General features: G+C 65.4%; 17 protein-coding genes and 1 pseudogene. 7 read left to right on the top strand and 11 right to left on the bottom strand.

Going from position 1 to position 19261, the window contains the following annotated elements:
• Window positions 1-90: 90 nt before the first annotated feature.
• From glyS to J4G43_RS13915, 6 genes are all read right to left on the bottom strand, one after another.
• Window positions 91-2190, bottom strand: coding sequence for a glycine--tRNA ligase subunit beta (gene glyS, locus J4G43_RS13940; protein ID WP_208085133.1), 2100 nt, complete (start codon window positions 2188-2190; stop codon window positions 91-93).
• Window positions 2190-3137, bottom strand: a complete 948-nt coding sequence (locus J4G43_RS13935; RefSeq protein ID WP_028153882.1) for a glycine--tRNA ligase subunit alpha — start codon at window positions 3135-3137, stop codon at window positions 2190-2192. The genes glyS and J4G43_RS13935 overlap by 1 nt, the downstream gene beginning before the upstream one ends.
• Before the next feature lie 239 nt (window positions 3138-3376).
• Window positions 3377-3568 (bottom strand): hypothetical protein, encoded by a 192-nt coding sequence (locus J4G43_RS13930; RefSeq protein ID WP_071916131.1) that lies wholly within the window; start codon window positions 3566-3568, stop codon window positions 3377-3379.
• A gap of 104 nt (window positions 3569-3672) precedes the next feature.
• A complete protein-coding gene (locus J4G43_RS13925; protein ID WP_014497334.1) occupies window positions 3673-4581 on the bottom strand; it encodes a S49 family peptidase in 909 nt (302 codons plus the stop codon).
• Window positions 4582-4732: 151 nt separating this feature from the next.
• Entirely contained in the window at window positions 4733-5563 is an 831-nt protein-coding gene (locus J4G43_RS13920) for a tRNA1(Val) (adenine(37)-N6)-methyltransferase (protein ID WP_063986626.1), read from the bottom strand.
• Window positions 5556-5783, bottom strand: a complete 228-nt coding sequence (locus tag J4G43_RS13915) for a putative signal transducing protein (protein WP_014497336.1) — start codon at window positions 5781-5783, stop codon at window positions 5556-5558. Before J4G43_RS13915 ends, J4G43_RS13920 begins: the two co-directional genes overlap by 8 nt.
• A gap of 133 nt (window positions 5784-5916) precedes the next feature.
• Here J4G43_RS13915 and J4G43_RS13910 point away from each other — a divergent pair, with 133 nt between their 5' ends.
• The 4 genes and pseudogenes from J4G43_RS13910 (at window position 5917) to J4G43_RS13895 (ending at window position 9860) form a co-directional block, all read left to right on the top strand.
• Window positions 5917-6924, top strand: coding sequence for a polyprenyl synthetase family protein (locus tag J4G43_RS13910; RefSeq protein WP_063986627.1), 1008 nt, complete (start codon window positions 5917-5919; stop codon window positions 6922-6924).
• Between the two features lie 478 nt (window positions 6925-7402).
• Window positions 7403-7918, top strand: a complete 516-nt coding sequence (locus J4G43_RS13905; protein ID WP_208085132.1) for a winged helix-turn-helix transcriptional regulator — start codon at window positions 7403-7405, stop codon at window positions 7916-7918.
• A 1-nt stretch (window position 7919) separates the two neighbouring features.
• Window positions 7920-9183 (top strand): annotated as a pseudogene (fabF, locus tag J4G43_RS13900) (beta-ketoacyl-ACP synthase II).
• A 44-nt stretch (window positions 9184-9227) separates the two neighbouring features.
• Window positions 9228-9860, top strand: coding sequence for a LysE family translocator (locus J4G43_RS13895; protein WP_208085131.1), 633 nt, complete (start codon window positions 9228-9230; stop codon window positions 9858-9860).
• Between the two features lie 64 nt (window positions 9861-9924).
• Here the strand turns inward: J4G43_RS13895 and J4G43_RS13890 are convergent, their stop codons facing one another.
• A complete protein-coding gene (locus J4G43_RS13890) occupies window positions 9925-10179 on the bottom strand; it encodes a hypothetical protein (protein WP_208085130.1) in 255 nt (84 codons plus the stop codon).
• Between the two features lie 484 nt (window positions 10180-10663).
• Between J4G43_RS13890 and J4G43_RS13885 the strand changes: the two genes are divergently transcribed.
• The gene (locus J4G43_RS13885) at window positions 10664-11530 is read left to right on the top strand and encodes an alpha/beta fold hydrolase (RefSeq protein WP_208085129.1); all 867 of its coding nucleotides are present in this window, start codon (window positions 10664-10666) and stop codon (window positions 11528-11530) included.
• On the opposite strand, the gene J4G43_RS13880 is transcribed toward J4G43_RS13885, so the two are convergent.
• Window positions 11527-12420, bottom strand: a complete 894-nt coding sequence (locus J4G43_RS13880; protein WP_071916139.1) for a LysR family transcriptional regulator — start codon at window positions 12418-12420, stop codon at window positions 11527-11529. The genes J4G43_RS13885 and J4G43_RS13880 overlap by 4 nt on opposite strands.
• A 99-nt stretch (window positions 12421-12519) precedes the next feature.
• Here J4G43_RS13880 and J4G43_RS13875 point away from each other — a divergent pair, with 99 nt between their 5' ends.
• A complete protein-coding gene (locus J4G43_RS13875) occupies window positions 12520-13455 on the top strand; it encodes an AEC family transporter (RefSeq protein WP_208085128.1) in 936 nt (311 codons plus the stop codon).
• Window positions 13456-13545: 90 nt separating this feature from the next.
• Here J4G43_RS13875 and J4G43_RS13870 read toward each other — a convergent pair whose 3' ends face one another.
• From J4G43_RS13870 to J4G43_RS13860, 3 genes are all read right to left on the bottom strand, one after another.
• Window positions 13546-14430: a 4-(cytidine 5'-diphospho)-2-C-methyl-D-erythritol kinase gene (locus J4G43_RS13870; RefSeq protein ID WP_208085127.1), complete on the bottom strand. Its 885-nt coding sequence runs from the start codon at window positions 14428-14430 to the stop codon at window positions 13546-13548.
• Between the two features lie 25 nt (window positions 14431-14455).
• Complete coding sequence (locus tag J4G43_RS13865; protein ID WP_208085126.1) at window positions 14456-16249, bottom strand: tetratricopeptide repeat protein; 1794 nt, start codon at window positions 16247-16249, stop codon at window positions 14456-14458.
• Window positions 16250-16578: 329 nt separating this feature from the next.
• Window positions 16579-18240 carry an electron transfer flavoprotein-ubiquinone oxidoreductase gene (locus J4G43_RS13860; protein WP_085402548.1) on the bottom strand — a complete coding sequence of 554 codons (1662 nt, stop codon included), beginning with the start codon at window positions 18238-18240 and terminating at the stop codon, window positions 16579-16581.
• A 139-nt stretch (window positions 18241-18379) separates the two neighbouring features.
• Here J4G43_RS13860 and J4G43_RS13855 point away from each other — a divergent pair, with 139 nt between their 5' ends.
• Window positions 18380-19186, top strand: a complete 807-nt coding sequence (locus tag J4G43_RS13855; protein ID WP_071916142.1) for a uracil-DNA glycosylase — start codon at window positions 18380-18382, stop codon at window positions 19184-19186.
• Window positions 19187-19261: the final 75 nt, after the last annotated feature.

Here is a 19261-nt window from a genome sequence, read left to right as displayed (position 1 = left end):
AGGAGGCACGAGCACGAGGTTAACATGGGCCCCGGCTCTGCAGCGCACCGCTGAAGCAGCGCTGCGCTGCGTCCGGGAGACGAGACCAACTCAATCCTGGATCTTCGAGAAATCCGCGACCGCACGCGTGGCGCTGCGGATCTCGTTGAGCAGCTTCAGCCTGTTCTCACGCACCTTCGGATCGTCGTCGTTGACGCGAACCTTCTCGAAGAACGCATCGACCGGCGGACGCAGCTTTGCCATCGCGCTCATCGCGGCGGCAAAGTCTTCCCTGGCGACGGCAGCGCTTGCTTCCGCCTGCACCTCGCCGATCGCCTTCGCCAGCGCCTTCTCCTCAGCGAGGCCGTAGAGCGCAGCATCGGGCGCACCGTCGAAGCTGCGCTTGTCCTTCTTCTCCTCGATGCCGAGGATGTTGCTCGCACGTTTGATGCCGGCGAGCAGGTTCTTGCCGTCATCGCTCTCGAGGAACTTGCCGAGCGCCTCGACGCGGCGAACGATCATCAGGAGATCGTCCTGGCCGCCAAGCGCGAACACCGCGTCGACGAGATCGTGACGCGCGCCCTGCTCGCGCAGCTGGACCTTCAGGCGATCGGCGAAGAAGGCGAGCAGATCGCTTGGAAGCTTCTCCGCATCGGCCGACTTCACCGACAAGCCGGCGAGTGCAGATGCCGCCACTTTCCTCAGCGACAGACGCAGGTTGTTCTCAGCGATCAGCCTGATCACGCCCAGCGCCGCACGCCGCAGCGCATACGGGTCCTTGCTGCCGGTCGGCTTCTCGTCGATCGCCCAGAAGCCGACGAGCGTGTCGACCTTGTCGGCAAGCGCGACCGCGACGCTGACCGGATCGGTCGGCACGCGATCGGTAGGCCCCTGCGGCTTGTAGTGCTCCTCGCACGCTGCCGCGACGGAAGCATCCTCGCCCTGGGCCAGTGCATAGTACTTGCCCATCAAGCCCTGCACTTCCGGGAATTCGCCAACGACTTCCGTCAGCAAGTCCGCCTTGGCGAGATGCGCGGCGCGCGTTGCCTTGGCGACATCGGCGCCGACGAGCGGCGCGATCTCGGCGGCGAGGCGCTCAATACGCTTGATGCGCTCCGCCTGCGTCCCAAGCTTCTCGTGGAACACGATCTGCTCGAACTTCGGCAGCCGGTCTTCGAGCTTCGTCTTGAGATCGGTCTCGTAGAAAAACTTCGCATCCGACAGGCGCGGACGAATCACGCGTTCGTTGCCGGCGACGATGGTCTTGCCGCCGTCGGGCGCCTCGATATTGGCGGTGAGGACGAACTTGTTGGTCAGCTTGCCCGTCTTGGAATCCCTGACGACAAAGCACTTCTGGTTGTTGCGGATGGTGGCGCGGATCACCTCTTCCGGGATCGCGAGATATTCCGGCTCGAACGATCCCATCATGACGACAGGCCATTCGACGAGGCCCGAAACCTCGTCGAGCAGCACCTGATCCTCGACCAGTTCAAATCCTTGCGCGAACGTCAGCTCCTTGGCATCGGCGAAGATGATGTCCTTGCGCGCCTGCGGATCGAGGATGACTTTTGCAGCCTTCAGCTTCGCTTCATAGTCCTCGAAGCGGCGCACGTTGATCGCCGCCGGCGCCATGAAGCGATGGCCGTAGGTGGTCTGGCCTGTCTCGATGCCGTCGACCGAGAATTTGACGACATCGGGCTCTTCCGTCTCGGGCCCGAAGGTCGCGGTGATCGCGTGCAGCGGCCGCACCCAGCTCAGCGAGCCGGGCTTGCCGGAGCGCGCGCCCCAGCGCATCGATTTCGGCCAGGGGAAAGTGCGGATGATGACCGGCAGAATCTCGGCGAGCACGTCGATCGCGTCGCGGCCGGGCTTTTCGATCAGCGCGATGTAGAAGTCGCCCTTCGGGTCGCGCTGGATCTTGGCTTCGTCAAGCGAATTCAAACCCGTCGCCTTCAGAAAACCCTGCACGGCCGCATCGGGCGCACCCATTTTCGGACCGCGGCGTTCGGTCTTCAGGTCGGGCTGGCGCGCGGGGATGCCGTGCACGGTCAGTGCAAGGCGGCGCGGCGTCGCGAACGCTTTCGCACCCTCGTAGACGAGGCCCTCGGCGACGAGCTTGTCGGTGACCATGCGGCGCAGATCGTCGGCCGCCTTGGCCTGCATGCGCGCGGGGATTTCTTCCGAGAACAGTTCAAGCAAAAGATCGGGCATCAGGCCGCTCCGCCCGCTTCAGTATGGATCCAGGCCTCGCCGCAGGCCTTGGCCAGCTCGCGCACGCGAAGAATGTAGCTCTGCCGCTCGGTCACGGAGATCACGCCGCGCGCATCGAGCAGGTTGAAGACGTGGCTCGCCTTGATGCACTGATCGTAGGCCGGCAGCGCCATCAGGTGCGCCTCGCGCTTGCCGGACTCTGAGTTCTTTTGCCAGCCGGCGTCGAGGTACTTCCGGCACGCGGCTTCCGCCATCTTGAACTGCTCGAACAGCATCGCGGTGTCGGCGACTTCGAAATTGTGCTTCGAATATTCACGCTCGGCCTGCAGGAACACGTCGCCATAGGTCACCTTGGCGTCGCCCTCGCGGCCGTTGAAGTTGAGGTCGTAGACGCGGTCGACGCCCTGCACATACATCGCGAGGCGCTCGAGCCCGTAGGTGAGCTCGCCGGCAACAGGCGCGCATTCGAAGCCGGCGACCTGTTGAAAATAGGTGAACTGGCTGACTTCCATGCCGTCGCACCAGCACTCCCACCCCAAGCCCCAGGCACCCAGCGTCGGGCTCTCCCAATCGTCCTCGACGAAGCGGATGTCGTGCACGGCGGAATCGATGCCGATCGCGGCGAGCGACTTCAGGTACAGCTCCTGAAGGTTCGGCGGCGACGGCTTCATGATCACCTGGAACTGGTAGTAGTGCTGCATCCGGTTCGGGTTCTCGCCGTAGCGGCCATCCTTGGGCCGGCGCGAGGGCTGCACATAGGCGGCGTTCCACGGCTTTGGCCCGAGCGCGCGCAGCGTGGTCGCTGGATGGAAGGTGCCTGCGCCCATCTCCATGTCGTAGGGCTGCAGGATCACGCAGCCCTGCTCGGCCCAGAACCGCTGGAGCGCGAGGATAAAGCCCTGGAACGAGCGTTCCGGGCGCATATGGGCGGGCAATGAGGCGTCCATCGTCAGATCAGGCTCTCGCGGGGGGTTTTGAATCGCGCGGGACCGTATCGACGGCGGGGATGGGAATCAAGGCAAAGGGGGCCTGGAAAACGGCCCTGTGCTCCGTCATGGCCGGGCATAGCCGTCCGAGGGACGGCGTCGCTTCCGCTCGCCTATGTCCCGGCCATCCACGACCTTGGTCGCGGTACGAAGAACGTGGATGCCCGGGACAAGCCCGGGCATGACGCGAGTGGCGCTACCTAGCCGGGCCGATACGCTCCGGTCACGGGGTCACGTTTCAGCTTCTGAATATCCCCGGCATGGGCGGCTTCAGCGACGCGCGACAGGCGCATCTCCTCCAGCTCATGGTTGATCCGGACAGCGGTCTTGTAGGCCCAGCGGACCACGGCAAGCCCGCCCAGGACGCCCGCGAAAGCGACAAACGGCGGCATCGGTCGATCCTTGTCTAGTGCTCAGCCCCCACAGACATTCTTGCGCAGACCGGGCCGCGCCGCAATTGGCTCGGCTCGGACCAAATGGCGCGGGAGGGTGTCGCCTAGAACCCGAATTTCGCCCAAATCGCCCGCGTCTCGACCGCCGAGATCAGCTCGTCCGGCAGGCCGGCCATTGTTTCCATGGCCGAAAGTTGGCCCGCACCGGGCGATTTCCGCCCCAGGAGGCCTGAGAGCAGACCAGTCGGCTGGGCAATCACAGGGGTGAGAACCTTCTCGCCATAGCGGGCACGAAGAGTTGAGCGGAGATCGCCGATGCCGTCGGCGAGCCCCAGCGCGATCGAACTCTCGCCGGCCCAGTATTCGCCGGTGAACAGGGTGTCGTCGGCGCCTTTCAGCCGCGCGCCGCGGCTCTCCTTCACCAGCGCGATGAAGATCTGGTGGATCTCGCGCTGGAGCGCCTTCAGCCTCGCCACGTCGTCGGGGTTTTCCGGGAGGAACGGATCGAGCATCGCCTTGTGCGCGCCGGCCGTGTAGAGCCGCCGCTCGATGCCGAGCCGCTTGATCGCCTCCTGGAAACCAAAGCTGCCGCCGACCACGCCGATCGAGCCGAGGATGGAGGACGGATCGCAGATGATCTCGTCGCCGGCGCAGGCGATCATGTAGCCGCCGGACGCCGCGACGTCCTCGACGAACACCAGCACGGGCAGCTTCTTCTCTGCGGCGAGCTGCTTGATGCGCAGATAGATCTGGCGCGACTGCACCGGCGAGCCGCCGGGCGAATTGATCACCAGCGCCACCGCCTTGGCGTTCCGGTACGAAAACGCCCGCTCCAGCACCCGCGCGACGCCCGCAAGCGTCATCCCCGGCCGCAGCGGCGTCACCGCACCGATCACACCGGACAGCCGCACCACCGGCACCACCGCCGTGCCGGGACGGAAGCGCGCCGGCAGATATTGCATGAGTTTGTCGGCCAGGCCGGAACCCTCACGATCGTTCAATTGTTCGGCCATGCCGTTACCTCTGCTTAACCATTTCTTATCACGCGACTGTCATTGGAAGTGCCCGGAACGTGTTTTGCAGATTCCCCGTTGGGAAGCTGCAATGAGGCAGCGGAGAACACCATGAAAATCTATCTGCTGTTGCTGCTGGTCGGTGCGCTGTTCATGGCGATCCGCCTGACGACCCCGCAAGAGCAGCAGTCGGAATCGCTTCCGCAGTAAGTCGTCGCGGCTCCGCCAGCGGCAAGAGCGCCCTCCCCTCCAGAATCTCCGTCACCTGATTTTTAGGCACGCCTGACTCGTCGTTGAGCATGAGGCCCGGCAGCAGTCGCGTCGGAGCCCGGCCGCCTTTGACGGCGCGCACCAGCACGCGGATCGCGGGCCGTCCCGCCTCGCCGTGAACCGGCAGGATCGACAGGCTTCCAAAACCGCGTGACAGCGCAGTCAAAACCTCCGCGATCCCATCGGCGCGCCAGATCAGGGTCAGCGCGCCGTCCGATCGGAGGATGCGCCGCGCCGCATGCACCCATGCATTCAGCGTCTCCTCCCTCGCAACATGCGCGGTGCGGCGCGCCTGATCGGGCGAACCGCGATGGCGGGCGGGATCGTTGAAGGGCGGGTTCATCAGCACCACGTCGACGCTGTCGGGCGCGAGGCCATTAGCCGCAAACGCCTGTGCGTCGGCCGTAACGTCGAGCACGATCGTCTCGGCGGCGATCGCATTCGCCGCCGCATTGGCGCGCGCGAGTTCCGCCAGTTCCGGATCGATCTCGACCAGGCTGAGGCTGATTCCCGCGACGCGCCGGCCAAGCGCCAGCCCGGCGGTGCCGATGCCGGCACCGAGATCGACGACGCGGTCGCCCGCCCGCGCTTCCGTCGCCGCCGCGAGCAGGATGGCGTCATGCCCGGCGCGGTGGCCGGACCGCTTCTGCTTCAAGCGCAATTGCCCGCCGAGAAAGGCGTCCTCGGTGAAGTCTGTGACGACGTCAATCATCGCCGCGCAGTTCATGGCTGAGGCCGGCCTCGGTGAGGAGCTCCCTGGCCTCCTGGGCGTCATCCTCATGGACCAGGATCCGCCGCGGCAGGATACCCAGCGAGCCCTCGATAATGCTCATGTTCTGGTCCAGCACCAGATGATGGATGTTGGCGCCGTCGAGCAGCGCGCCGATCGCCGACACCAGCACCATGTCGTTGGTCCGAACCAGTTCACGCAAAACGCAGGTCTCCTGCCTGAAAGGGGCTAAAGCGGCAAATGTCAATGGTTCCGCGGCACTTGCCGCATCCGCTGCCAGTTTCTATTGTATTTGCATCAGAATAGCCCCTCCGGGGCAAATATTGGAGACCGGCGTGGCCGTCATCGTACCTTTCGAAACTCCCGGCGCGTCGATCGAACAGCTGGTTGCCCTTGTCGCTGGTGACATGGAGCGCGTCAACGCCACGATCCTGTCGCGGACCGGCTCCGAGGTCACCATGATCCCGGAGGTCGCCAACCACCTCATCTCCTCCGGCGGCAAGCGCCTGCGCCCGATGCTGACGCTCGCCATGGCCAACCTCGCCGGCTACACCGGCGACGGCCACATCAAGCTCGCTGCCTCCGTCGAATTCATGCATACCGCAACGCTCCTTCACGACGACGTGGTCGACGAGAGCGAGATGCGCCGCGGCAAGCTGTCGGCGCGCATGCTCTGGGGCAATGAGGCGAGCGTGCTGGTCGGCGACTTCCTGCTGGGACAGGCGTTCCGCATGATGGTGGAGGTCGGGTCGCTGCGCGCGCTCGACATCCTCTCCGCGGCCGCCGCCACCATCGCCGAGGGCGAGGTGATGCAGCTTGCCGCCGCCAAGAACACCGCGACCACCGAGGACGAATATCTCGCCGTGATCCGCGGCAAGACCGCCGAGCTGTTTGCCGCCGCCTGCGAGGTCGGCCCGGTCATCGCCAACCGCCCGAAGGCGGAACAGACCGCGTGCCGCTCGGTCGGCATGAATCTCGGCATCGCCTTCCAGCTCGTCGACGACGTGCTCGACTATGGCGGCAAGAGCGCCAAGCTCGGCAAGAACACCGGCGACGATTTCCGCGAGGGCAAGATCACGCTGCCGGTCGTGCTCGCCTTCCGCCGCGGCAATGACACCGAGCGCGCCTTCTGGATCCGCGCGCTGGAGCGCGGCGAGATCGGCGACACCGACCTCGACCACGCCCTCGGCCTGATGAACAAGCATCGCGCGCTGGAAGATACGCTCAGCCGCGCCCAGCACTACGGCGCCATGGCCGTCGACGCGCTGGCGCTGTTCCCGTCCTCGCCGATGAAGAGCGCGCTGGAGCAGGTGGTGGCGTTCTGCCTGGCACGGTCGCACTGAGCGAAACGGCTTAGCGCTCCGCTTCCGCACCACTATTGGCCCCGTCATCCTGAGGCGCTCGCGTAGCGAGCCTCGAAGGATGAACGGCCCGGATGCAGCCGGGCCGCCGCCCTTCGAGGCCTCCGCTACGCTCCGGCGCCTCAGGGTGACGGTGATGGATATGCGCACGCTGCATCAACATCATCATTGCGAGCGCAGCGAAGCAATCCAGTCCGTCACCACGGCAAGACTCTGAATTGCTTCGCTGCGCTCGCAATGACGGAGAGCCAGGCAGCGGCGCATTCCCTCTCTTGTCCCGGACGCGCCGCAGCGTGAAACGCTGCTGCGCTGCGTCCGGGGCACGAGAACATTTGCGCAGGTCCCTGCCGCACATCCCACCACGAACCCGACCACGGCGTTCTCGCCAAACACTCGTCCACACCCGCTGCTGCTCAGCCGGTAACTTGCATTTTGCAAGCCACTGACCTACGCTCCAGCCATGCAGCCGAAATCCCCCTCCATCCTGGAATGCCCGGTCGGCCGCGCCGTAGAGACGGTCGGCGAATGGTGGAGCATCCTGATCTTGCGGGATGCCTTCCAGGGCGCGACAAAATTCGACGAATTCTCGCAAAGCCTCGGCATCGCGCCGAACATCCTGTCGCGGCGCCTTGCCCATCTCACCGAGAGCGGCATGTTCGTCCGCCGCCGCTATCATGAACGGCCGCCGCGGTACGAATACGTGCTGACGCGGAAGGCGCGGGATTTCTTCCCTGTGGTCGTGGCGCTGCTGGCCTGGGGCAACAGGCATCTCGCGCCCAGGGGCGAATCCATCGTGCTGGCGAATCGGAGTGACGCTCGCCCGTTCGATCCGATCGTGGTCGATGCCGCCGACATGCGCCCGATCACCCTCGCCAATGCGGTCGTCGTCCCGGGTCCCCGCGCCAGCCGCGGGATGCGCAAGCGGCTCGGCTCGCTCAAAGCCATGAACCCGGCCGTTGCGCCGGCTGGAGACTGACATGCGTCGTATCGTCGTGACGGGAATGGGAGCGGTGTCGCCGCTCGGCTGCGGTGTTGAACTGTCCTGGCGCCGGCTGCTCGCCGGCCAGAGCGGGCTGCGCCCTCTGCCGGAATGGTCGCAGGCACTGCCCGCGCGTATTGCCGGTCTCGTGCCCGACAAGGCCGACGATGCCGAAGGCGGCTTCGATCCCGCGCAAGCCGCCGCGCCAAAAGACCAGCGCAAGATGGACCGCTTCATCCTGTTCGCCCTGCTCGCGACCGCAGAGGCGATCGCGCAGGCCAAATGGACACCGCAGGACGCAGCGGCATTGGAGAGAACCGCGACGATCATCGCGTCCGGCGTCGGCGGCTTCCCGGCAATGGCGGAGGCGGTGCGCATTACCGAGCAGCGCGGCGCGCGCCGGCTCTCGCCCTTCACCATTCCCTCATTTCTCGCCAATCTCGCCGCCGGCCACGTCTCGATCAAATACGGCTACAAGGGCGCGCTGGGCACACCGGTCACGGCCTGTGCCGCCGGCGTCCAGGCGATCGGCGATGCCGCACGCATGATCCGCGCAGGCGAAGCCGATGTCGCGATCTGCGGCGGCGCGGAGGCCTGCATGGATATCGTCAGCATCGGCGGCTTTGCCGCGGCCCGCGCGCTGTCGAGCGGATTCAACAACGAGCCCGCGCGCGCCTCGCGCCCGTTCGATCGCGACCGCGACGGCTTTGTCATGGGCGAAGGCGCGGGCATCCTGGTGATCGAGGAGCTGGAGCATGCGCTGGCGCGCGGCGCCTCGCCGGTTTGCGGAGATCGTGGGCTACGGCACGACGGCCGACGCCTATCACATGACGTCGGGCCCGCCCGACGGCGACGGCGCCCGCCGTGCGATGGAGATCGCGCTGCGCCAGGCGAAGCTTGCGCCCGCGGATTTGCAGCATCTGAACGCGCATGCGACGTCGACGCCCGCCGGCGACGAGAGCGAGCTCGGCGCGATCGCCGCGCTGTTCGGTCGCAACCGGAACATCGCGGTGAGCGCGACCAAATCGGCCACCGGCCATCTGCTCGGCGCCGCCGGCGGGCTCGAGGCGATCTTCACCGTCCTCGCCTTGCGCGACCAGGTCGCGCCGCCGACGCGCAATTTCGAAAACGCAGATCCCGGCGCTGATGGCATCGACATCATCGCAGGCAGCGCGCGGCCGATGCCGATGCTCAACGCCATCTCCAACGGATTTGGCTTCGGCGGGGTGAATGCCAGCGTGATCTTCCGCCGGATGGGCTGAGCGAGAGGCCTTGCAATCGCAGCACGCTACGTTACCAAAACGGGATGATCGAAACGAATTTCTGGCTGTTCCTGGCCGCAGCGTGTCTCATTGCCGCCGTTCCCGGCCCCGGCATCTTCTACGTCGCGGCACGGACCTTGTCGGGGGGGCGCGCCAGCGGCTTTGCATCAACCGCGGGCACGGCGCTCGGCGGGCTGGTTCATGTCGTCGCAGGCAGCCTCGGCATCTCCGCGATCATACTTGCCAGTGCGGAACTGTTTGCCGCTGTAAAATTCATCGGCGCGCTCTATCTGGTCTGGCTCGGCATCAAGACCTTCCGCAGCGCCGGCCGCGCGCTCTCGCTGGAGAGCGAGCCCGTCGGCGACAGGCGCGCGTTCCGCGACGGCGTGCTGGTCGAGGCGCTGAACCCGAAGACCGCCGCGTTCTTCCTCGCCTTCATTCCGCAGTTCCTCGATCCCGCGGGATCGAGCCCCACGCTGCAATTCATCGTGCTCGGCGCGATCTCGGTGATCCTGAACACGCTCGCCGATGTCGTCGTGGTGCTGATGGCAACTGCAACGCGCACGCAGCTGATTAGCAAGCCGCATCTGATGCGGCGTCTCACGCAGGGCTCCGGTGTCTTCATCGCGGGCCTCGGCCTCTCGCTGGCGCTGGCGCGGCGGCCGGCGCAGAGCTAGCTCGCGTCATTCCCGACGGGCATCCACCGAAAAAAGAAAGGGGCCGAAGCCCCTTTCTCAGATTTCACCAGTGGTGCCAATGATGCCAGCGAGCCCAATGATGCCAGCGCCAGCCGTCACCCCAATGATGGTGCCAGCCGTAACCACCCCAGTAGTGCGGATGGTAGTAGCCTCCATGGTAGTGGCGTTGCCAGCAATGGCCCCATTCATTGCAGACATAGCCGGTCGGCACCTCGATCGGTGCTGCTGACGCAGCCCCGCTCGACAGCGTGACCCCGCCAAGCGCGGCAAGGCCGACAAACGCAGATACAAGTTTCATGATGTTCACCTCCTAACATCCGTTGGAGGCGATGAGTGCGTCCTGCGTTCGGCGCCTTACGCAGGTTTAATACCGATGAACGATTTCGATGAGGCCGATACGCTCGCGATGACGGCGTGCGCGCAACATTGTCGCCATCGGCCCGAAAGACTCTCCAACCCGTAATGACCAAGATGTAACGCGTGGAATTCGAACGAGCCATCGCTCGCGGCTCACCTATGGTTGTTGCGATGGAGAGTTCGATGAGGATGATGTCCTGGTCGCGTTATCGCCTCCTGGCAAGGTCGTTGTCGCGCACCGCGCGTCGCTGTCACGACGCGAAGATGCGCAAAACCCGGCGACGCCGACGCGCTATGCGCCGCCTAGCCGGCACGCGCTCGCCGCCGAAGCGCCCGTGACCTGTGGCTTGCTTGTGGAATGGCCGTCAGCAGGCTACTCCAGTCGTGCTGTTATCTCGTCCGGCATTTCGAAGGATCGGCGCCCGATGCTCGCCCCGCAAAGTCGCTTCTATGAATCACACGGCCTGCGGCTGCACTATGCCGATTGGGGCAATCACGGCGCGCCCGTCGCCATCCTGGTCCATGGTGGCCGCGATCATTGCCGGAGCTGGGACGCCATTGCCCGCTCGCTTCGGCCGCATTTTCACGTGCTCGCGCCCGATCTGCGCGGTCATGGCGATTCCGACTGGACCAAGGGCGGCAGCTACGCGCTGACCGAGTATGTCTACGACCTCGCGCAGCTCATTCGCAGCATCGCAGCGCCTCAGGTGACTCTGATCGGCCATTCCATGGGCGGCATGGTGAGCCTGATCTTTTCGGGGTCGTTCCCCGAACTGGTTTCGAAGCTCGTCGTCCTCGACGGTGTGACCATGCTGCCGGATGCGCCCAAAGCGCCGACGCATGAGCGCATCAGCAAATGGGTCAGCCAGCTCGACAGGCTGCACGACTGCACGCCGCGCCGCTATGCGACCCTCGAAGACGCGGCCGCGCAGATGGTGCTTCACAACAAGCGCCTCGCCCGCGACCTCGCGCTGCATCTTGCAACGCACGGCTCGCGGCGGAATGAGGACGGCACCTATAGCTGGAAGTTCGATCCCTACCAGCGCGCCTCTGCGCCGCACCGGCTCTGGCCGGACGATCACGTCGCGCTGTGGTCGCGCATTACAAGTCCGACGCTGCTGCTGAATGCCGGAGAAAGTTTTCTCGCGGGCGCCAGGGCCGCAGGCCTGGAGCGCTATTTCCCGCAGGCACGCATCGAGACCATCGCCGGCGCGGGGCACTGGCTACAGCATGACAAACCGGAAGAGGTCTTGAGTGAGATCCTGCGGTTTCTTGGGCTGGCCGAGGGCTAATCCAGACCAGCCGCGACATCGCTGTGCGCTTCCGCCAGAAATGGCGCCAGCGCCGGATTGAGATTGCCCGGCCGCCATGCGACGACGTGCTCGATGATCGGCGCATCTTCGAGATCGCGGAAGGCCAGGTTTGCAATTCCGAGCTTCGCCATCGACCGCGGTACCAGCGCAATGCCGAGATTCTCCGCCACGAGACTGACGATGGTCTGCTGCAGTTCGACTTCGAGCCTGAACGTCGGCTCGAACCCGCCCGAGCGACAATAGCCGGCGATCGACTGGCGCAGCCTCGGCGCGACTTCGGCCGGCGCGGCGATGAAGGCTTCACCATTGAGCTGCCCCGCAGATACCGCCTTCCGCGCGGCGAGCGGATGACTGACGTGCACCGCAAGGCTGAGCGGCTCACGAAAGATGACTTGCGTCGCAAGACCGCGCACGGGACCGGGATCGAACAGGATCGCGGCATCGAAGCGCCCGGTCAGCACCGCGTCGCCGAGGATTCCCGGGATCACCTCGCGCAGCTCGACGCGCACGCCGGGATGGCTCGCCATGTAGCGCCGCGTCAGACCCGGCAGAACCGTGTAGGCCGCGTGCATCATGAAGCCGACCGAGAGTTCGCCGATTTCGCCCCGCTCGGCCATGCGCACGTTCTGGCAGGCCTGATCGAAACCGATCAGCACCGCCCGCGCGTCCTCCAGGAAGCGCCGGCCCGCTGGCGTCAGCGTCGCACGCCGCGACTGGCGGTCGAACAGGCGAACCCCGAGTTCCTTCTCCAGGGCCGCGATCTGCCGGCTGAGCGGCGGCTGGCTGATGTGGAGGCGCTCGGCAGCACGGCCGAAATGCAACGTCTCGGCGACGGCCACGAAGTAGCGCATCTGTCTGATGTCGATCATTTTATACCGAAAAGGTATGAAGCAGTGCAGCAATCAGTATTGGATGATATCGATTGGATTGGATAGGGCTAATTCGTCCCTCCAATGCCTGGTTTCCCGATGCTCTCCACCCTCGCGGCCGTCCTCCCCATTTTCGCGCTCATCTTCGCCGGCTGGCTGGCCCGGCGGATCGGCGTCCTCGGCCCGCATGCCACCGGCGAGCTGAACCGCTTCGTCGTCTATCTGGCCCTTCCCGCTCTGCTGTTCGACATCGTCGCCCACGCGCAATGGGCCGAGGTCTGGCAACCGCGCTTCATCGCCGCCTTCGGCATCGGCGCGGCGCTGGTGTTCTGCCTGACCATCGCCGTTCGGCTGCGCCGCCCGCGCCATCTCGCCGACGCTGCCATCGACGCGCTCAATGCCGGCTACGCCAACACCGGTTTCGTCGGTTTCCCGCTTGCGCTCGCGGCGCTCGGCCGCGAGGCGCTGGCGCCGACGCTGATTGCCACGATCATCACGGTCTGCGTGCTCTTTGCGATCGCGATCGTGCTGATCGAGACCGGGCTGCAGACCGAGAAGCGGCACAGGCACCTCGTCACCAAGGTCGGCGGCTCCCTGCTGCGCAATCCGCTGCTCGTCGCTCCCGCCGTGGCTGCGATCGTTCCGGTCACCGGTCTCAGCGTGCCCGATGCCGCCGAAAGCTTCCTGAAACTCCTGGGGGGTGCGGCCTCACCCTGCGCCCTTGTTGCACTCGGGTTGTTCCTTGCGACCAGGCGCGAGAGTTCGGAAACGAACGTCGGATCCGCGGCGCTGCTCGTGAGCTTCAAGCTCGTGCTTCAGCCGGCTATCACCTGGGTGATGGCGACCGCCGTGTTCGGCCTCTCCCCGCTACTCACGCATGCAGCCGTGCTGCTGGCCGCGCTCCCGACCGGTACGGGCCCGTTCATGCTGGCGGAGTTTTACAAGCGCGAGGCGGCGATGACGTCCAATGTCATTCTGGCATCGACGATCACGTCGATCGTGACCATCAGTGGCTATCTGGCGCTGGCAAGGTAGCGATCGTAGTGCAATCCGGGACGCCGCGGCGGAAGAATCCCGGATTGCGCTTCGCTCCATCCGGGCTACGTATCGCGGCCGAGGAAAAACCTAGCTCAACGTCCCCGCATGCACCCACCAGCCGGGGTGGTCGCGCCGGATCTTTTCCGCGGCGGCATGCGCCTCGTTCGCTGCGCCGTAGATCGCAAAGCACGTCGCGCCGGAGCCGGACATGCGGGCAAGCTTGACGCCGGCGGAGTCACGCAAGGCTTCCAGCACCTCGCCGATCACAGGCTCGATCCGCAACGCAGGGGCTTCGAGATCGTTGGCCACGGTTTCGAGAACGTCGACCCAATCGGCGATCGACTCACCCTCTTCGGGCCACGCCGGAGCGTCGAGAACGGACGTTGCGCCGACCAAGAGTTCGCCGTTGCGCAGGCCCAGCGCCTGGAACACGTCCTTGGTGGCAACAGGCACGCGCGGATTGACCATCACGCAGGGCATGCTCGGCAGCGCGAGCGGCAGCAGCTGCTCGCCGACGCCGGTCATGTCGCAGGCGCGCGAGACCAGGCACACCGGCACATCGGCGCCGGTCGCGAGCGCGACTTTCTGCAAGCGCGGATCATCGAGCGATAGATTGTTGAGACGGGCGAGCAGCCGCAGTGCCGCCGCGGCATCGGCCGAGCCGCCGCCGATACCGGCCGCGACGGGAAGCACCTTGTCGAGCGCGAAGGCCCCGAGCTTCAGGTTCGGCACGGCCTCGGCCAGAAGCCTGGCCGCCTTGACCACGAGATTGTCCGCGGTGTCGCCGCAGGCCGCGGCCAGCGGCCCGGTGGTGACGAGCTTCAGCTCGCCGCCCGGCTCCAGCGTCAGCTGGTCCGCGCAGTCGGCAAACGCGACCACGCTTTCGAGATCATGATAGCCGTCGGCACGACGGCCGACGACGCGAAGGCTCAGATTGACCTTCGCGCGCCCTTCTTCAATCAACGCCGACATTGGCGATCAGCCCCCAAACGCACTCTTAGCCGCCCTTGCCGTCGTCCTTCTTCTTGTCCGCCTGCGCGGCCGAAGAGTTCGAATCGTCGGTCATACCGTTGGCGATCTTGGCCTCGATCTTCGGAAGCTCCTCCGGCTCGGGCTTGAGATCGCGGGCGTGGGCCCACTGGAATTTCGCTTCCAGCGTACGGCCGACGCGCCAATAGGCATCACCAAGGTGATCGTTGATGGTGGGATCCTCGGGCTTGAGGTCGATCGCGCGCTCGAGGTTCTTCACCGCCTCTTCGTAATTGCCGATGCGGTAATAGGCCCAGCCGAGGGAGTCGACGATGTAGCCGTCGTCGGGACGCTGCTCGACGGCACGCTTGATCATCTTCATGCCTTCGTCGAGATTCACGCCCTGGTCGATCCAGGAATAGCCGAGATAGTTGAGGACATGCGGCTGGTCGGGCTGGAGCTCGAGCGCCTTCTTCATGTCGGCTTCGGCCTTGCTCCACTCCTTGGAGCGCTCCTCGCAGATGCCGCGATAATAATACCAGACGCTGTTGGCCTTGTCGTTGCCGGCCGGCAGCACGTCGACGCCCCGCGAATAGGTCGCGCCGCAATCGCCGAACTTCTTGCGACCGCGCTCGATATTGCCGAGCGCCATGATGGCTTCGAGATCCTTGGAATCGTCCGATGTGACGCCCTTGAGGATCTTGATCGCCTCGTCGGTGCGGTCGGCGGAATCCAGATCGATGGCCAGCTGGATCTGCGCGTTGCGCTTCAACGGCGAGGTCGCGGGCACCCGCTCATAAACCTTGATCGCCATCTGCGGCCGCTTCACCGATTCATAGAGGTCGGCGAGCGAGAGCAGCGCCAGCGGATGGGTCGGCTGGAGATAGAGCGCGAGCTGGAGATAGACCAGCGCCAGATCCTCGCCGCCGCGGCGGGGCAGCGTGGCGCCGATGCCGTACAGCGCTTCGGCGGCACCGGCTTGGGCGGAGTCGGCCAGCGGCGGCATCTTCTTGCCGGCCTTGGTGTCGCGCAGGCCTTCCACGATCAGCGGATGGCGGGCGAGCTTCTTGTCGAAAGCCAGGTAGACGGTGGTCGCGGCCGCGGAATCCTTGTTGCGCGACAGCCAGCGGGCATAGGCCTCGGTGACGCGCAGCATGGAATCGTCGAGCTTGTAGGCGCGCTCGAAGCGGACGCCGGCGTCCTTCTCCTTGCCGGAGAGCTCGAGGATCATGCCGGCATGGAGGTCCTTGAACAGCGGATACCATTCCGGACCGGCGAGCTTGTCGATGGTGGCGACGCCGCCCTTGGCATCGCCCGCGCCATAGGCGGCCCAGCCCGACAGCAGCGTGGCGACGAGATCGGTGATCGGACCGCGGATCGACTGGTTGATGTTGGTTTGCGCGGTCGCGTATTTCTTCATCTTGAGATCGTGCACCCCGACGACGAGACGTGCGACGCGGTTGGTCTTGTCGATGGTCAGGACGCGCTCGGCGAGCTTGACCGCCTCGTCGATGTCACCGTCGGCAACCGACGAGATGAAGGCGCGATCGAGCAGCTCGTTGTTCTTGGGATCGGTGCGGAGCGCCGAGCGGTAGAATGCGGCGGCCGAGGCCGCGTCGCGCTCGACGCTGGCGTGGCGGGCGGCGAGATAGCTGCCGGAGGTGGTCAGCGACTTCAGATCGTTCCGGGTCGGGAATTGCGCCGCCGTGTCGGACGGATGGTCCGGCGTCTGCGCCAGGACCGCGCCGGGGACCGTCGCGATCGCTGTGCCCATGAGGGCGATGGCGGCAACAGTCCAGCGGTTGAAACGATTTGAGAACATCAGGGGCTCGCCTTGAGTTGTAGTGCCTGGGTTTGCAGCAGTAGGCCGTATCGCATGCGAACGCGGCCGGTGGCATGGGGACCCGGAACCGTCGGGCCGACAATGCCGCTTTTGGCGCTTCACCGCAAGGATTCGGGCATGCGATCCCCTCCGCACGCCCCAAATCGGCCGACTACGCCCCAAGACGCTGCCAGTATGGCCTTATCGTGGCCGCGGACCGCTACCCCGGGCCGGTTCTCACGCGAACGTGCGTCACAATGCCGGGGGCACGTCACATTGGCCCCGGCTTGATCGCTTTGGTCCAATGATCTCGGCTTACATGGCCTAGCTTACATGGCCTCGTAGTTCGGACCGCCGCCGCCCTCCGGGGGAACCCAGGTGATGTTGCCGTTGGGGTCCTTCACGTCGCAGGTTTTGCAGTGGACGCAGTTCTGGGCATTGATCTGGAAGCGCGGGCTCGCGCCTTCCTCGACCCATTCATAGACCCCGGCCGGGCAATAGCGATTCGAGGGACCGGCGAAGACGTCGTGCTCCGAGGTCTTCTGCAGGTTCATGTCGGCGACCTTGAGATGGACCGGCTGGTCCTCTTCATGATTGGTGTTGGACAGGAACACCGACGAGAGCTTGTCGAACGAGATCTTGCCGTCCGGCTTCGGGTAGTTCTTCGGCGCGTGGCTCTTCGCCGGATCGAGGGTGGCGCGATCGGGCTTCGCATGCGACTGCGTGCCGAACAACGAGCCACCGAACAGCGTGTTGCACCACATGTCGAAGCCACCGAGCGCGACGCCGAGCACGGTGCCGAACTTCGACCATAGCGGCTTGACGTTGCGGACCAGGAACAGGTCCTTGCCGACCGCCGAGGACCGCCAGGCGTTCTCGTAGTCGACGATCTCGTCATTGGCGCGATCGGCAGCGAGCGCGGCCGCGACATGCTCTGCGGCGAGCATGCCGGTGCCCATCGCATTGTGCACGCCCTTGATGCGGGGCACGTTGACGAAGCCGGCCGCACAGCCGACCAGCGCGCCGCCGGGGAAGCTCAGCTTCGGCACCGACTGATAGCCGCCTTCGGTGATGGCGCGCGCACCATAGGCGAGCCGCTTGGCGCCTTCGAAGGTACCGCGGATCGAGGGATGGGTCTTGAAGCGCTGGAACTCGTCGAACGGCGACAGATACGGATCGTCGTAGTTGAGATGCACGACGAAGCCGACGGCGACGAGATTGTCGTCATAGTGATAAAGGAACGAGCCGCCGCCGGTCTTCAGGTCGAGCGGCCAGCCGAACGAATGCTGGATCATGCCCTTCTGGTGCTTGGCGGGATCGATCTGCCAGACTTCCTTGAGGCCAATTCCGAACTTCGCCGGCTCGCTCTTCGAATCGAGTGCGAACTTCGCGATCAGCTGCTTGGTCAGGCTGCCGCGCGCGCCTTCGGCGAACAGGGTGTACTTGCCGAGCAATTCCATGCCACGGGTAAAGGAGTCCTTCGGCTTGCCATCGCGACCGATGCCCATGTCGCCGGTGGCGATGCCCTTCACCGCGCCCTGCTCGTCATAGAGCACCTCGGCTGCGGCAAAGCCCGGATAGATCTCGACGCCGAGCGCCTCGGCCTTGCGCGCCAGCCAGCGGCAGACATTGCCGAGCGAGCCGATATAGCAGTGATGATTGTCCATCAGCGGCGGCATGATGAAGTTCGGCAGCTTGATCGCGCCGCCTCCCGTCATCCAGTAGAAGCGGTCGTCCTTCACCTGCGTCTTCAGCGGGCAGTCGGAATCCTCGCGCCAGTCCGGGATCAGCTTGTCGAGCCCGGCCGGGTCGATCACGGCACCGGAGAGAATGTGCGCACCGACCTCGGAGCCCTTCTCCACCACGACGACGTTGAGATCGGCGTTGAGCTGCTTCAGCCGGATCGCAGCCGCCAGGCCAGAGGGGCCGGCGCCGACGATGACGACGTCGAATTCCATGGATTCGCGCGGGGGAAGTTCTTCGGTGCTCATCTGATCTCAGCCCTTGAGACGGTTCCTCGTCATTTGCGCCCCCTTGTTTCCGATTTTTCCGGGTAGGACAACCACGGAAATGCGTTCCACTGGGATGCAAGGCACCTCAAACTGATATAGTAAAAGTCTGACTTTCCAAATGATCCCCGAACCCGCACCCACCGTCCGAGAGCTTCTCGCCTTCTATCTGGAGGCCGGGGTCGATTGCGCGCTCGCGGAGGAACCTGTCGACCGCCTGGCGGAATTGGATGCTCCGCCGCCGGCCCCGCGCGCCGCACCTCCGGTCGAGGCACCACGGCCTGTTGCCGCGCCCGCGGTGATGCGCGGCGAGGCCGCACCTGCGCCGGACATTGCTATCGCCTCCGCGCGCGAGGCCGCGCGTACCGCGCCGACGCTCGAGGCACTGCGCGAGCTGATGCAGAATTTTGAAGGCTGCGCGCTGAAGCACACCGCGACGCGGTTGGTGTTCGCCGACGGCAATCCGCAGGCGCGCATCATGTTCGTCGGCGAGGCGCCGGGCCGCGACGAGGACATCGAGGGGCTGCCCTTCGTCGGGCGCAGCGGCAAGCTGCTCGACCTCATGATCGGCGCGATCGGGCTCAACCGCACCACTGCCTACATCGCCAACGTGATTCCCTGGCGGCCGCCCGGCAACCGCACGCCGACGCCGCAGGAAACGCAGATCTGCCTGCCGTTCATCCAGCGCCAGATCGAGCTGGTGAATCCCGACGTGCTGGTGACGCTCGGCAATCCCTCGACGCAGACGCTGCTGTCGACGCGCGAGGGCATCATGCGCACCCGCGGCCGCTGGTTCGATTATGAGACGGGTGGGCGCACCATCCGCGCGCTGCCGACGTTCCACCCGGCCTATCTCTTGCGCTCACCGTCGTACAAGCGGCTGGCCTGGCAGGATCTGCGCGCGATCGCGAAGGTGCTGGCGGGATAGCGAGCTCTCGTAGGGTGGGCAAAGCGAAGCGTGCCCAACATCTCTAGGTCGACGACGGATAGGCTTGACGGTGGG

The organism is Bradyrhizobium barranii subsp. barranii (assembly GCF_017565645.3).
GTDB classification, from domain to species: domain Bacteria; phylum Pseudomonadota; class Alphaproteobacteria; order Rhizobiales; family Xanthobacteraceae; genus Bradyrhizobium; species Bradyrhizobium barranii.
Note: the sequence above shows the minus strand (reverse complement) of the source record. Positions and strands in the feature narration are given on the sequence as shown.